Raw genomic sequence first — 14,247 nt, 5'->3', positions numbered from 1 at the left:
CGGCTTTTAACGCCTTGTCATCCATGTTCAAAAGGAACTACCGCTTTGAGGGCGAGTATGCTTAAACCATGATCTGCACCGAGGTGTCCTATAGGGAAGCCAAGCAAGAAAATTGCCCAGGTCTGTTAGCACACCATAGAGCCATGTTATGGCTCAAGATATCGCGCTAAGCTGGTCTATGACACTCCCCTGAGTTATGAAATGCCATGAGCTAACCAAAATCGCCATAGTGTCGACCGTGAGCACACCCGAAACCAACAAGAACTCTATTCACTATATCTGAATGAATGTTAGAAGCCTCGGGTGGAGGCCCAATATAAAAAAGGCTTAGCATAGAGCGTATTGTGTGGAGAGGTCCTTAGCTAAAGAGCGACAATCTTGCAGGTGCCACCTCGCCCTGACACGATACGACAGGCATCTCGGGCAACCCCGGTGCCCAGTCCTGCAAAACGTGCACGATACCAAACCCCATCTTTGCGTTTGAATGAACTGATTTCACGTTCGGCAAAGGATGGAAAATGCTTAGAAAATTGTGCTAACGCCGCTTTGGCATCTTTCTTGTTTCTAAATGCGCCAACTTGAACAATGGCATCGCCACGGGTTTTGCGAGCGAGCATTTGGCGCTCAGATTCTTTTTTGACGGCAGTAGCACGGGTATTCCGTTCACGATCTTCGCGCTTAGATAGCTTGCTGGCATGGGTTGTATGCTCTTTTGTCACGGGCATCGCCACTGCTTTAAAAGGCTCACCAAGTAGATCGCCTGTTACTGGCAAAGCTTTCAAGGCTGGTGGAGCATTGGTATTGGGGGAGAGCAAAGCTAGATGTATTTGCGCACCCGATTCTTGTTCCTTGGGATAAGAAGGCGATTGAGTAGCCATCTGGGCAGCCGGAAAAACCATGAATGGCTTATCTTGCTTGAATGTGTCTGGCTTCACTGGCGTTGCACCAGATTGTTGATTGATAGGCACCAAAGTCATGTGCCTGCTCAGCTGAGCCTTGGAAGGATTGTCAGGGGGGATGGTGCCATTGGGGCGTCTTTGCATGTTCGAGGCGGTGATAGAATGGGTTGGCGAGACTATCGAGGCACGGATCGCGCCATAAGGGGAGGTATCCCCATCTACCGCTTCTGCGATGTCTTCATCATTCGAAGTAGGGTTCAAACGTGGGTTAAGATCGGCCATCATAAAAGAAGCTTGATCAAAACCGCGCGTGCGTGCAGTACGCACCAAAACTAAGGAACGCGATCTAATATCGTCTGGTTTTTTTTCTGCAACGTGAGCGAAATGGGCCGTTGAACTTGCCCCATCGCGATTGTCACGAAATTGATACGCATAAGGGGAAGTGGCTTGAGCAAACATATGCGGTTTGACCCCAAGATCCAAGAAAGCCGACTCCGTTAATTTCTCGACAAACGCATCTCGTCGCAGCCGCGTGATGCCACCCATCACAATGGTGACAATGCGTTTGTCACCACGTTGTGTCGTCGCAGCCAGATTAAAGCCTGAATTTGCGGTATAACCTGTTTTTAGCCCGTCCATGCCCGCAACCCGACCCATTAAATGGTTATGATTTTTGCTGACTCTGCCATTAAAAACCATTTGAGGGGTTGAAAACCAGTGATATTGGTCTGGAAAATCGCGACGGATGGCAATAGCCAGGCGTGCTAGATCTTCTGCTGTTGTGAATTGACGCGGATGGGGCAAGCCTGAGGCATTACCAAATGTGGTATTCTTCATCCCCAATTCACGGGCCTTGGCGGTCATCATCGAGGCGAAATTGGGTTCACTGCCGCCAATGCGCTCGGCAACCGCAGCAGCGACATCATTGGCAGAACGGACAACTAAAGCTTCAATCGCGGTTTGAATCGAAATCGAACCACCTGGCTCAATGCCCAGCTTGGATGGTACCTGTCGGCTGGCATATGTAGAAAAAACAATAGGATCATTCCAAGATAATGTGCCATTCTGCAAAGCATCAAACAAAAGATAAAGCGTCATAACCTTGGTAATCGAGGCAGGACGGCGCAGCGCCTGTGCATTTTCCTCATAAATGACTTCATGTGTATCTGCATCGACAACAATTTGTGCAAAGCGCGGGTTCTCGCGCGCACTGGCAGAGTTGCCACACAAAAAACTCAAGCCAATGAAAGCTAGGACGCCTAGGAGTTTGGCGATAGGGGATTGACTTACCATATTGAACTCCGAGTATCAGCTGCTAGCCTAGGAACATTAAGGTTTACCTAGACTTAACAAGATCCTCTTTTGAGAGGCTATGGGCAATTTTTCTGAGCCGCTGTCAAGTGTGGTAGGTTTGTGATCATCATGTTGACGCCTGAGCAATAAATTTTTGCTGATTGCAGGGTGACTATAATCAAGCAAAGTTGGATCATACACTAAGATCAAGTGAACATGATTATAGCACGGTTCTTTAATGGCTTAGCAGCCCTACTCTTGGGTCATCTTTTAGGCCAACGTTTAAGCCCAAATTGTTAGGCATAGATTGAGGTGCTCTTGTCCAGGAAAGCCGGTATGCGTTAGAAAAAACCAAAGATGGATCTTTAATGCCTAAACAATGTGCATTTGAAAAAATACTTGACTGTGCGAGTGCGAAGGCATATGCTGCAAGTGCGAAATGAAAGGCGTTACCCAAATCATAATTGTGCGCCACTTCCTATCGTGACTGTGGAGTTATGCCATGACTACTTCAAAAAAACGCCCTGTTACATCAGACGGTCGGCAGATTGATCCACCCTCTGCCGCACCTTCTGTGACGGTAAATGAGGCGTCTCCTTTGCCACCAGAAGTACCACGAGAAATGATATTGATCCCCCCCACCAACGCAATCCCTCAATTGGAGACCAAATCAATGACAACTAAGAGCGATTCAAAATTTACCCCGACATCTGAGGTTTTCAAGGCTAGCTTTGAAAAGTTACAAGCCAATTTAGGCGACCTAGCAACCCACGGCAAAGCTAATCTCGAAGCGCTGTCGACCTCTACCAAAATTGCATCTGAAGGACTCAAAAAGGCTTCGGAGCTATCAGTCGCTTATCTGCAATCTTCGGCAGCATTGGCCACACAGACCACCAAGAATTTATCCAGTGCCAAATCTTTACAAGAAGCGGTTGAAATCCAAGCCGATTACGCCAAAACCGCCATCAGCACTTATTTTACTGAGTTTACCAAAGTTTCGGACGTCATACTGGGTGCTGTGAAAGAATCCGTAAAGCCAATCAGTGAGCGCACAAGTGCTTGGATATCTTCGGTTCAATCTGCCCACTAAGTGGTTAATCCAGATTTTAGTGGAGGGCTCAAGCGCTGCTTGAGCCCTTTTTTGTTAAAAATATACCATTTAGTGCCAAGGTGTTTGCACAAAGAGGTCTTGCACATGTTTTGGACTTCCAGAATGAAGCAAAGCACTTATTTAATAGTTGTGCTTGAGTTTGAATGCGAACTTCAGTCAATATGCCAGTGGTCTTAGACATTAAACTTGGTTGATACAATGAGCGATGAAAGCGGAAATGATATGGACGATGATGGTTTCGATCCGCTGAGCACCCCACCGGGGGGCGATCGTAACACGGCGGTCATTACACGTGTAAGCCCCAAAACCAAAAAGCCATCGATGTATCGTGTTTTAGTTTTAAACGATGATTACACACCGATGGAGTTTGTCGTTTACATTCTTGAACGATTCTTCAACCAGACGCGTGAAGGCGCTACACGCATCATGCTCCATGTTCACCAATCCGGTGTTGGGGTGTGCGGTATTTATTCATATGAAGTTGCCGAGACCAAAGTTGCCCAAGTTCTAGACTTAGCCCGCCGCAATCAGCACCCGCTACAATGCACTATGGAAAAGGAGTAGAAAATGCCATCATTTTCAAGAGGCTTAGAACAATCACTCCATCGTGCCATAGCTTTTGCCAATGAGCAAAAACATGAATATGCAACACTAGAACATCTTTTATTTGCCCTGATCGAAGATGAAGATGCAGCCCATGTACTCAAAGCCTGCAATGTTGACTTAGATCGGCTTAAGGTGGATCTAATCGGCTATATCGAGGGTGAGCTTAAAAACCTGATTGTGGCTGGTGAAAGTGAGGCACGGCCAACTGCTGGATTTCAGCGCGTTATTCAGCGTGCCGTTATCCATGTTGAAAGTTCGGGGCGAACCGAAGTGTCAGGTGCCAATGTTTTGGTAGCGTTGTTTTCAGAGCGTGAAAGCCATGCCGCTTACTTCCTGCAAGAACAAGATATGACCCGCTATGATGCGGTGAACTTTATCTCTCACGGCGTGGCCAAACGCCCAGGCATGAGCGAGCAAAAACGCGTCAGGGGAGCATCGGAAGACCGGCAGGACGATGCCAATAACAGCAAGGAAAAAACCAGCGGAGGCGAAGCCTTAGCTACTTATTGCGTCGATTTGAACGAAAAATCACGCAAAGGCCGGATTGATCCTTTGATTGGGCGTGGCGATGAAGTTGACAGAGCCATACAGGTTTTGTGTCGGCGCCAAAAGAACAATCCGTTGTTGGTCGGTGACCCTGGCGTGGGCAAAACCGCGATTGCAGAAGGGCTGGCTCGGCGGATAGTTGAAGGCGATGTACCCGAAATTCTTGCGCACGCCACGATTTTTTCCCTTGATATGGGCGCTCTTTTAGCCGGAACACGTTATCGGGGTGATTTTGAAGAGCGCCTGAAGCAAGTTGTTAAAGAATTGGAAGCCCATCCCAACGCGATTTTGTTTATTGACGAAATCCATACGGTTATTGGCGCTGGAGCAACTAGTGGTGGGGCAATGGATGCATCAAACTTGCTTAAGCCTGCTCTACAATCGGGGTCGATGCGCTGCATGGGTTCGACCACTTATAAAGAATATCGCCAGCATTTTGAAAAGGACCGTGCATTGGTACGCAGGTTCCAGAAGATCGACGTTGTTGAACCTTCGATCCCCGATACGATCAAAATTTTATTGGGCTTAAAGTCCGCCTACGAAGAACATCACAAAGTCCGCTTTACCGCCGAAGCTATCAAAGCGGCAGTAGAATTATCAGCCAAATATATAGGTGACCGGAAATTGCCAGATAAGGCTATCGATGTGATTGATGAAACCGGTGCCAGTCAAATGCTCTTGCCTGAACATAAGCGCAAAAAGTCCATTGGTGTCCGAGAAATAGAGGCCGTGGTAGCCAAAATTGCCCGTATTCCTTCTAAGTCCGTGACTAAATCCGATACTGAAGCATTGCGGACTTTGGAAACAGATCTTCGTCGCGTTGTATTTGGTCAGGACACAGCCTTGGCGGCTTTGGCCGCTTCCATCAAGCTTGCACGTGCTGGCCTGCGCGATCCCAATAAGCCGATTGGTTCTTATCTATTCTCAGGTCCAACTGGGGTCGGTAAAACCGAAGCGGCCAAGCAATTGGCCAACACTTTGGGCGTGGAAATGATGCGCTTTGACATGTCTGAATATATGGAGCGGCATTCCGTTAGCCGTCTGATAGGGGCACCTCCTGGCTACGTCGGGTTTGATCAAGGCGGGCTTTTGACCGACGGAATTGATCAGCATCCCCATTGCGTCTTGTTACTCGATGAAATCGAAAAGGCTCATCCCGATCTCTATAATATCTTATTGCAAGTTATGGATCATGGTGCCTTAACCGATGCCAATGGCAAAAAAGTTGATTTTCGCAATGTTGTTTTGATCATGACCACGAATGCTGGGGCATCAGATGCTGCGAAGGACGGCATTGGCTTTGGTCGTGGTAAAAAGGATGATGAAGAAAGTGAAGCCGTTAAACGGCTCTTCACCCCTGAATTCCGTAATCGCTTGGATGCCGTCATTCGCTTTAAGGCGCTGACCCCTGAAATCGTAGCCAATGTTGTCGATAAATTTGTGCTCCAATTAGAAGCGCAATTGGCTGACCGTCAGGTTGAGATTGAATTGACCGATGCAGCACGCAGCTGGCTTGGCGCGCGCGGTTATGACCCGGCCATGGGTGCCCGCCCGCTCGGACGATTGATCCAAGAACATATCAAGAAGCCTTTGGCCGATGAGCTTTTGTTTGGAAAGCTCAAGAAGGGTGGATTGGTGCGGGTAGATGTCGCAGACGCTCAAGCTCAAGAGCTTACCTTTTATTTTGAACCTGCTTTGCCCAAACCTGGCAAGAAAGGCGCACATGGTGGAACTCAAGGTCCCAACAGTGTGGACGCGGTTGATGCGGACGCCGAAGAAGGCGAGAAGTAGATCAAATACTTAAAATCAAATAGTTAAAGATGTGCGCTTGGGGGCTTCTTTTAGGCGGGAATCTCATGTCCTATCTTGCTTCACAGGGATCGCACGGCCAACGTGATCGCGTCTGCATGCGCCTTTAGTTGAGCCTCGTCACCCCGGTGGGTTTGACCGTGACCCATAAGCGGTACGCCCTGCATCCGTGGAATGATATGAAAATGGAGATGGAAAACCGTTTGCCCACCCGCCTCGCCATTGAATTGAAAAATCGTCAGACCGTGAGCTTGGAATGCCTTTTGCACGCCGCGCGCCACTTTGTGAACCCTAAGCATGAAAGGTCCTAACGCGTCGCTTGGCAGGTCAAGAAGATTTGTGGCTGCCACTTTAGGAATAACAAGTGTATGACCTGGAGCTTGGGGGAAGATATCAAGAAACGCTAAAGCCACATCGTCTTCAAATACTGTGATACAGGGCATTTCGCCCTTAAGTATCTTCGCAAATATGTTTGTCGGGTCATAGGGTGCAGATAAGCTCATGATCGCGGCCTCGCTGAGTTTAGTTTGCCCGATACCACTTACACCAAAATCAAACCAAACAACCGCCCTGAGCACATGCAAGGGCGGTTCTGCAAGTCTTGCGTCGCATTATCATGAAGTCCGACCCACGCAAAACTTGGCTGCAAAGGCCAAATCCCTTACCGCGCTCAACACCACCACCAGCTAGGGCGAAGCGCTCAAACCTAAGCTACCCACCTAAGCCTTCGACAACACCATTAATGATCGATGAAAACCAAGCAAAGACACCCCATGTGGCTCTCATTCTCGCACGCAATGTGGGTGGTTGAGCAACAAGAGACTATCAGGGCACATGTGTGATGTGGATCTGTCAAAGATGAAACGACTTTTAGTGATGGGGAAAGATCTAGCGCCCAGCCAGTATATCAAGTGCTTCTTGAACGCGCATGAAGCGGTCATACTCTTGTTCAGCAGATTGTATCCAGCTTAAAATATCTAAGCGGTGGCTGGGTGCGAGCCAACTAAAGGTTCGATTGGCTAGATCGTCATGTACCAGTGCGGCGTGAAACGCCTGACAGGGCGGTGTTGAAGCTATTTCAATTCCCTTTTTTGTTTCGCTGCGCAAGCTTGGACTCGCTTTCATATATGTGTCTGATTTTAGACGCTAACACGACTTGGACTTTTGGGAAGCGCAAACAAATTCTGACTTATATCATGTCCATCTGATGGACGTTGTGCCGGAATGGCATGCGTTCAGCCAACCATTGACTATCGTCGGCTATGGCGGCGCGTTCTCGGGTCAAATAATCGCTGACCGCCGCGCGTAATAGAGGATCGCTAATCCAGCTGGCTTGCCAAGTTGACACCGGCACATAGCCTCTCGCTAATTTATGCCCGCCTTGCGCTCCAGCTTCAACGCGGGTTAGGCCGCGCGCAATGGCCTCATCAATGGCTTGATAATAGCATAATTCAAAATGGAGAAAAGGTCGATCTTCTAGTCGGCCCCACCATCGGCCATAGATAGCTTCAGAACCTAAAAAATTCAGTGCAGAGGCAATCCACCGATCGCCATCTTGGGCCATTATCAGTACCATTTTATCAGCCATCCTTTCAGCGAGCAGGGAAAAAAATCGGCGGTTTAGATAAGGATTTCCCCATTTACGCTCGCCAGTGTCTTGATAACAGGCAAAGAAATGATCCAGATGTTCTTCTTGGATTTGATCGCCCGTCAAACGCACGATCGTCAGCCCTTCTTGTGCTTTGGCCCGCTCTTTACGCAAGTTTTTGCGTTTGTCGGAGGAGAGCTCCGCAAGGAAATCGTCAAAAGAGCTATAATTTCGATTGAAGAAATGAAATTGCCGATCTTCTCGCAAGAGCCACCCAGCTGTTTCAAGGGCGATTAGATCTTCATCTTTAGGGAAATTGATTTGGATTGTCGCTAAACCACTTTGTTGCCCGATTTCTTCCAAAGCGCGGATCATTGCCCCACGCACCTGAGCTTGTGTTTCATTTGGTGCAATGAGGAAGCGACGCCCAGCCACAGGAGTAAACGGCACTGCACTGATCAGCTTGGGGTACCAATAACCTCCGGCGCGGTGCCAGGCTTCGGCAAAATTGTGGTCAAAAATATACTCACCTTGCGAATGGCTTTTCAGCCAGAGCGGCATGAGCCCAAGGATTTGATCGTTGCTATCTAGGCAGACCAAGTGCCGCCCTGACCAACCCGTACTGGTCGTGGCGCAACCGCACTCTTCAAGGGCTTGGACAAAATCCCATGACACAAACGGATCAAATGCCCGCTCTGGTGGGTTAGCTAAACGATCCCAATCCGCGCGCGCGATGTCAGCAAGTTTATCCATGCTAGAAAACTTCAACTCAAAACTTCCAAAGGGTGACGTTCCATCGTCGATCATGGGGGCCATCATTCATTTTGCTATGAGGGTATATTGATGAAAATAGCTGCTCTTTTGGAGCCTGAAACAGGTTGAACTATCGACCTGAAAGCTAGCAAAGGCTAGGCTATCTCCATGCAAACACCTTCATCCCATGACATAGTGCAGATAATTCAACTATCCATCGCGCCAGTGTTTCTAATCGCAGGGATCGGAACACTTCTCAATGTCCTCACTTCGCGTTTGGCGCGCGTTGTGGACCGCGGTCGGGTGATTGAACATATGCTTGCGGCCTCTTCAGATCAGCATGATCATGCCAATCGGCATTTGAATGAGTTGCGCATCCTCGATAAACGTATGACTTGGATCCATAATGCTATTATGCTGTCAACTTTAGCTATCTTGTTGGTTTGTTTGCTCATTGTGACTTTGTTTTCGGTTGAGTTGATTGCGATTGACCTGTCACGCATCGTTGCTATTTTGTTCATTGCCACCATGGCATCTTTGATAGGCGGTTTAACTTGTTTCTTGATTGAGATCTCTTATGCCCGAAAATCATTACGCGTTCGGGCTGAGTTGTTGGTTAGCAAATCCCCTAAATTCTGATTATGACCCTCACTCATCCCTAGTTAGAACGATGTGATCTGGAATATCCCATCAACTTCAACCGCAAACCCCATAGGTAGATTGGCCACCCCGACGGCTGAGCGTGCGTGTTTGCCTGCTTCCCCCAACACCTCAACCATGAGGTCCGAGCAGCCGTTCATGACTTGGGGAATGGAATCAAAATCAGCCATGACATTAACAAACCCATTTAATTTAATGACTTGGACCAATCGATCCAGATTGCCATCACATGCTACCTTGAGCTGTGCCAACAGATTGAGACCACAGACGCGCGCCGCAGCTTGACCTTGTTCCAGCGAAAGGTCACCCCCAAGCTTGCCCAATTGATCCCCAGTTGCTCCCCGTGAGACTTGACCTGAGATATGGATCATGTCCCCAATACGGATGAAGGGCACATAACTGGCAACAGGAGCGGGAGGATTGGGCAGCACAATACCCATTCGATTTATGCGGGCTTCAATCTCTGACACAGCTTATGCTCCAATCAGGCAAAAAGGATGGTGAGGGTTTCAGCTACACACGCAGGGCGTACTTCACCCTCAATTTCAATGGTGATTTCATTAGTCAGCATCACGCCACCAGATTTGGGTTCGACGCTCAGCAATTTTTGCACGGCGCGTACTTTCGCGCCCACTTTAACCATATTTGTAAAGCGAACTTTATTGAGGCCGTAATTAATTGCCCGTTTCACACCTTCAATCTTGAGAATGTCTTTGCTCAAGAAAGGTATCATCGACAATGTTAGGAAACCATGCGCAATCGGCCCCCCCATTTCAGCGGTTGCGCGGGGCACATCGACATGGATCCATTGATGATCGCCGGTTGCGTCTGCGAAAAGATTGACGCGGTCTTGACTAATAACCAACCAGTCAGAAGCCCCAATCATTTGGCCTGAAAGTTCGCCTATCGCGCTTAAATTGATTGCCTTGCTCATTTTGTGCTCTCCCAGAGTTGATTTTGCGCTTTGCTCTAACGTGGCGGCGACGCGGTGTCGAGGTGATGTTAAGCAGTCCTAACATGACATGAGGTTCCACATATTAGTTTACGCGTTGCCTCTTTAACATCACTTTGGCGCATCAAGCTTTCACCTACCAGAAAGGCACCCGCGCCAGCTGCCGTTAGGATGTTGATATCAGCTGACGAGTATATTCCGCTTTCAGCCACCAATAGCCTGTCCTTTGGCAGAAGTGGGGCCAGGCGGAGGGTTGTTGAGAGGTCGGTGACGAAGGTTTCAAGACTTCGATTATTGACCCCAATCATTCTTGCGTTGAGTTTGAGAGCACGCTCTATTTCGAATGCATTATGGGTTTCAACCAAAGCATCCATACCAAGCCCGGTTGCGGTGGCCAAGAGGTCAGCGGCCAAAGCATCCTCTACTGCAGCCATAATGATCAAAATGGCATCGGCACCATATGCCCGAGATTCATAGATTTGCCAGGTGTCGATCATGAAATCCTTACGCAAGCAGGGCAAGGCACAAGCCTGGCGGGCGGCGATCAGATAAGCCTCATGCCCTTGAAAGCTGGGTGCATCGGTTAGTACGGATAAACACGCAGCCCCGCCGGCCTCATAGGCTTGAGCTAAAGCGGCGGGGTCAAAATCGGCCCTAATCAATCCCTTGGAGGGGCTTGCTCTTTTAACTTCAGCAATCAATGCAGGCTGGGTTTTTGCCGCAACGTTAAGGGCATTATTAAATCCGCGTGGTGGGGTCTGTTCAGCGGTCAGCTGTTCTAAGTCCAAAAGCGACTTCATTGTTTTGCGTAAGGCTACTTCATCGCGTTTATAAGCCAAAATGCGCGAAAGCGTGTTCATTATGCGCGGTTCTTGGTTGTAAAGGAGATCAGTGCATCAAGCTTTGCAAGAGCATGGCCCTGATCCAAGCTAGTCCTAGCCATGTCATAGCCCACTTTAAGTTCACTAGTGGCACCTACAGCACAAAGGGCTGCGGCTGCGTTCAACAAAACAATGTCACGATAAGGCCCCACTTGACCCTTCAATAAATCAAGCAATTGAACCGCGTTTTCGTGGGCATTCCCGCCACGTAGCGCCGCAACCGGCACGGTCGCAAGACCCAAATCATTTGGATGAACTTCAAAGGTTTCGATGGCACCATCATTTAACGCTGTTACCAAACTGGCTCCAGATAAGGAAACCTCATCCAAACCGCCAGCACCATGCACGATCCATGCGCTCTGACTGCCCATTTCCCTCAAAGCCTCCGCCATGGGTAATGACATATGGGGGCTATAGACACCAATCAACTGGCGCTGAGCGCCCGCAGGGTTTGAAAGGGGGCCTAAAAGATTAAAAATGGTCTTAAAGCCTAATTCTTTCCGCGCACTACTTACATAAACCATGGCTGGGTGATGGACCTGTGCAAACAAAAAGGCGATACCAATCTCATTTAATGCTTGGGCGCAGGCGATGGGACTTAGCGCTAGATTAACGCCGAGCGCCTCAAGAACATCAGCCGCCCCTGATTGTGAGCTCATCGCCCGGTTGCCGTGCTTGGCCACCACCTGTCCGCCACCTGCTAGAACAAAAGCAACAGCCGTAGATATATTCAAACTATGCGCGCCATCGCCACCGGTTCCGCATACATCAATGCAGGGTCTATTGGCCTTGACTGGGGTCATAGCTGCTCGCATGGCGCGCGCACCGGCTGTAATTATGGCTTGATCCACAGTTTGGCGCTCTAGACCCATTAAGAAAGCGCCAATCTGGGCTGCGCTGGCTTCACCATTTAAGAGCGTGCGAAAGGCTGCCTCTAACTGGTTAGGTCTAAGTTTGCGGCCTTCATGCATGATGGCCAAAAGAGCCCGTAATGGATCGCTCATGATTTGGCAGCTCTTGCTCGGGTCAAAAAACGGTCAATAATGGCGTGACCCTGTTCTGAAGCAATGCTTTCAGGGTGAAATAATACACCATAAACCGGCTTTTCACGGTGGCTTATACCCATGATTTCGCCATCATCGGTCCAAGCGTCCTGTCTGAGAACTGGCGGCAAGCTTTCAGGTTCAATGGCAAGTGAGTGGTAGCGTGCTACCACAAATTGGTCAGGCAGGCCAGCAAATAGGCCAGTATTGGCATGATGTATGGTGGAGGTTTTGCCATGCATAATTGACTTCGCGCGAACGATTTTACCACCATAGGCTTGACCGATGGCTTGGTAGCCAAGGCATACGCCCATTAAGGGCAGATGATGTGGTGCTGCTTTGATCAGCGCTAAGCAGATTCCGGCTTCGTTGGGTGTACAGGGGCCGGGAGATAAAATTATGCCATCGCCAGCTTGAGCGAGCGCCTCTTCAACGCTGAGTACATCATTGCGCACCACCGTGGTTGAGGCACCTAATTCCTCTACATAATGCACAAGATTGTAAGTGAAGCTATCGTAATTATCGATTAAAAGGATTTTCATGTTTGGAAATCCCCTTGGTCATAACGCCCCGCATCTTCGGCCGCACGCAACAAGGCTTGCGCCTTGTGCACACATTCTTGGTGCTCATTGAAGGGAATGGAATCCAATACGACCCCGGCTCCAGCTTGCGCATGCAGGATTCCGTCTTTGAGAACTCCGGTACGCAACCCAATGCAAAGATCCATATCGCCGCCTGCTGAAAAATAGCCAATTCCACCCCCATAAACGCCGCGACCATGGGGTTCTAATTCGGCGATAATCTCCATAGCCCTAATCTTTGGTGCCCCTGAAACCGTACCCGCTGGAAATCCTGCTAAGAGAGCATCAAGTGCATCAAGGCCAGGTTTTAGGCAACCCTCAACATTGGAAACTATATGCATAACATGACTATAGCGCTCAATCTTAAAGTTTTCTGTTACTTGTACACCAGCTTGGTTGCGCCCCATATCGGCTTTATAGGTGCGTCGTTTGCTGCGTGAGACCCGTCCAACATCATTGCGTCCAAGATCAAGTAGCATCAGATGCTCTGCGCGCTCTTTGGGGTCGTTCAATAATTCTTCGGCCATGACTTGATCGAGTTCAAAGGTTTGCCCACGCGGTCTAGTTCCTGCAATCGGTCGCATGGTCACAATTCCATCGCGCAGTCGCACCAGAATTTCTGGGCTTGAGCCAATGAGTTCAAACCCGTCCATGCGCAATAAAAATAAAAAGGGTGACGGATTGGTACGCCGGAGCGATCGGTAAAGCGAAACGGCAGTACCCGCATAAGGCGCTGAGAACCGCTGACTTGGAACTACCTGAAATACATCACCTGCTCGGATATATTCTTTGGCCGTCTGCACCTTCTCCATAAAGGCTTCGGGTGTCATATTCGCAGTTGGCGAACCCAACGGACTTGGCTTTGCTTGAGGTGATGGGACTTTAAGGGGGCTTGGCCCATCTAAAATGTGCCAAGTTTTCTCCAAACGTTCGCGCCCTTTTTCATAGGCCGCCCTTGCATCAAGGCCATTATGGGGGCGTACCGGTGTCACCAAGTATAATTCTTGGCAGACTCCATCAAACACAATCACCAATCGGGGTCGAACCAGCATGGCTTCGGGAATGTCGATGGGATCAGGTTTGGTTGCCGGTATCCGTTCAACATGGCGCACCGTCTCATAGGCTAAATAGCCAAAAATGCCGGCTGCTGGTGGGGGAAGGTCAGCTGGAAAATCAAGAGCGCTTTGCGTCAACAATTGCCTTAGGGCGTCAATGGGTGCAGCTGTCAAGGTTTGATAAGCACCTATCCTACCGGCCTCGTCAACAGGCGCAATCGCCGCCCCATTGGTGCCTACCTTATAGATCAAATCGGGGTCGCAAGCTACAATGGAATAGCGTCCTCGTGTTTCTCCGCCTTCAACACTTTCAAACAAGCAAGAACCCAGTCGATCTGCCCCAAGCTTTGCTAAGGCCGAGACCGGTGTTTCAAGGTCATCGATCCGCTTGGCATATAGGGGTAGACCGCGACCTTGATCATAGGCTGCTTTGAAAGTTTCAAAACCTGGTATAATCTCAAGCACAATAA

General features: G+C 49.1%; 14 protein-coding genes. 4 read left to right on the top strand and 10 right to left on the bottom strand.

Annotated elements, in window-relative coordinates:
- Window positions 1–362: 362 nt before the first annotated feature.
- Window positions 363–2,192: a D-alanyl-D-alanine carboxypeptidase gene (locus PsB1_RS01670; RefSeq protein WP_284358637.1), complete on the bottom strand. Its 1,830-nt coding sequence runs from the start codon at window positions 2,190–2,192 to the stop codon at window positions 363–365.
- A gap of 502 nt (window positions 2,193–2,694) precedes the next feature.
- Between PsB1_RS01670 and phaP the strand changes: the two genes are divergently transcribed.
- The 3 genes from phaP to clpA all read left to right on the top strand — a co-directional run bounded on the left by phaP (window position 2,695) and on the right by clpA (window position 6,246).
- Complete coding sequence (gene phaP / locus PsB1_RS01665) at window positions 2,695–3,282, top strand: phasin family protein (RefSeq protein ID WP_284358636.1); 588 nt, start codon at window positions 2,695–2,697, stop codon at window positions 3,280–3,282.
- Between the two features lie 243 nt (window positions 3,283–3,525).
- Window positions 3,526–3,867 (top strand): ATP-dependent Clp protease adapter ClpS, encoded by a 342-nt coding sequence (gene clpS / locus PsB1_RS01660; protein ID WP_284358655.1) that lies wholly within the window; start codon window positions 3,526–3,528, stop codon window positions 3,865–3,867.
- Between the two features lie 3 nt (window positions 3,868–3,870).
- Window positions 3,871–6,246 (top strand): ATP-dependent Clp protease ATP-binding subunit ClpA, encoded by a 2,376-nt coding sequence (gene clpA, locus PsB1_RS01655; RefSeq protein ID WP_284358635.1) that lies wholly within the window; start codon window positions 3,871–3,873, stop codon window positions 6,244–6,246.
- A gap of 80 nt (window positions 6,247–6,326) precedes the next feature.
- On the opposite strand, the gene PsB1_RS01650 is transcribed toward clpA, so the two are convergent.
- The 3 genes from PsB1_RS01650 to PsB1_RS01640 all read right to left on the bottom strand — a co-directional run bounded on the left by PsB1_RS01650 (window position 6,327) and on the right by PsB1_RS01640 (window position 8,659).
- Entirely contained in the window at window positions 6,327–6,842 is a 516-nt protein-coding gene (locus tag PsB1_RS01650; protein WP_284358654.1) for an HIT family protein, read from the bottom strand.
- Between the two features lie 310 nt (window positions 6,843–7,152).
- On the bottom strand, window positions 7,153–7,371 hold the full coding sequence (locus PsB1_RS01645; RefSeq protein ID WP_284358634.1) for a YdeI/OmpD-associated family protein: 219 nt from the start codon (window positions 7,369–7,371) through the stop codon (window positions 7,153–7,155).
- Window positions 7,372–7,453: 82 nt separating this feature from the next.
- Window positions 7,454–8,659 carry a GNAT family N-acetyltransferase gene (locus PsB1_RS01640; protein ID WP_284358633.1) on the bottom strand — a complete coding sequence of 402 codons (1,206 nt, stop codon included), beginning with the start codon at window positions 8,657–8,659 and terminating at the stop codon, window positions 7,454–7,456.
- Between the two features lie 114 nt (window positions 8,660–8,773).
- On the opposite strand from PsB1_RS01640, the gene PsB1_RS01635 reads away from it, so the two are divergent.
- Window positions 8,774–9,244 (top strand): DUF2721 domain-containing protein, encoded by a 471-nt coding sequence (locus PsB1_RS01635; RefSeq protein WP_284358632.1) that lies wholly within the window; start codon window positions 8,774–8,776, stop codon window positions 9,242–9,244.
- A gap of 23 nt (window positions 9,245–9,267) precedes the next feature.
- Here the strand turns inward: PsB1_RS01635 and PsB1_RS01630 are convergent, their stop codons facing one another.
- The 6 genes from PsB1_RS01630 to trpE form a co-directional block, all read right to left on the bottom strand.
- Window positions 9,268–9,735 carry a RidA family protein gene (locus PsB1_RS01630; protein ID WP_284358631.1) on the bottom strand — a complete coding sequence of 156 codons (468 nt, stop codon included), beginning with the start codon at window positions 9,733–9,735 and terminating at the stop codon, window positions 9,268–9,270.
- A gap of 14 nt (window positions 9,736–9,749) precedes the next feature.
- Complete coding sequence (locus tag PsB1_RS01625; RefSeq protein ID WP_284358630.1) at window positions 9,750–10,199, bottom strand: MaoC family dehydratase; 450 nt, start codon at window positions 10,197–10,199, stop codon at window positions 9,750–9,752.
- 68 nt (window positions 10,200–10,267) lie between these two features.
- Entirely contained in the window at window positions 10,268–11,080 is an 813-nt protein-coding gene (gene trpC / locus PsB1_RS01620) for an indole-3-glycerol phosphate synthase TrpC (RefSeq protein ID WP_284358653.1), read from the bottom strand.
- The gene (trpD, locus tag PsB1_RS01615) at window positions 11,077–12,102 is read right to left on the bottom strand and encodes an anthranilate phosphoribosyltransferase (RefSeq protein ID WP_284358629.1); all 1,026 of its coding nucleotides are present in this window, start codon (window positions 12,100–12,102) and stop codon (window positions 11,077–11,079) included. The genes trpC and trpD overlap by 4 nt, the downstream gene beginning before the upstream one ends.
- Window positions 12,099–12,683, bottom strand: a complete 585-nt coding sequence (locus PsB1_RS01610; protein WP_284358628.1) for an anthranilate synthase component II — start codon at window positions 12,681–12,683, stop codon at window positions 12,099–12,101. Before PsB1_RS01610 ends, trpD begins: the two co-directional genes overlap by 4 nt.
- A complete protein-coding gene (trpE, locus tag PsB1_RS01605; protein WP_284358627.1) occupies window positions 12,680–14,242 on the bottom strand; it encodes an anthranilate synthase component I in 1,563 nt (520 codons plus the stop codon). Before trpE ends, PsB1_RS01610 begins: the two co-directional genes overlap by 4 nt.
- Window positions 14,243–14,247: the final 5 nt, after the last annotated feature.

The sequence above is a fragment of the Candidatus Phycosocius spiralis genome, assembly GCF_030158815.1.
GTDB lineage: Bacteria > Pseudomonadota > Alphaproteobacteria > Caulobacterales > Aquidulcibacteraceae > Aquidulcibacter > Aquidulcibacter spiralis.
This window is presented reverse-complemented; position numbering and strand designations above follow the sequence as displayed.

Coding starts and splice junctions, on each gene's coding strand:
- PsB1_RS01670 (WP_284358637.1), bottom strand. CDS start 2,192: ATGGTAAGTCAATCCCCTATCGCCAAACTCCTAGGCGTCCTAGCTTTC.
- phaP (WP_284358636.1), top strand. CDS start 2,695: ATGACTACTTCAAAAAAACGCCCTGTTACATCAGACGGTCGGCAGATT.
- clpS (WP_284358655.1), top strand. CDS start 3,526: ATGGACGATGATGGTTTCGATCCGCTGAGCACCCCACCGGGGGGCGAT.
- clpA (WP_284358635.1), top strand. CDS start 3,871: ATGCCATCATTTTCAAGAGGCTTAGAACAATCACTCCATCGTGCCATA.
- PsB1_RS01640 (WP_284358633.1), bottom strand. CDS start 8,659: ATGATCGACGATGGAACGTCACCCTTTGGAAGTTTTGAGTTGAAGTTT.
- PsB1_RS01635 (WP_284358632.1), top strand. CDS start 8,774: ATGCAAACACCTTCATCCCATGACATAGTGCAGATAATTCAACTATCC.
- PsB1_RS01625 (WP_284358630.1), bottom strand. CDS start 10,199: ATGAGCAAGGCAATCAATTTAAGCGCGATAGGCGAACTTTCAGGCCAA.
- trpD (WP_284358629.1), bottom strand. CDS start 12,102: ATGAGCGATCCATTACGGGCTCTTTTGGCCATCATGCATGAAGGCCGC.
- PsB1_RS01610 (WP_284358628.1), bottom strand. CDS start 12,683: ATGAAAATCCTTTTAATCGATAATTACGATAGCTTCACTTACAATCTT.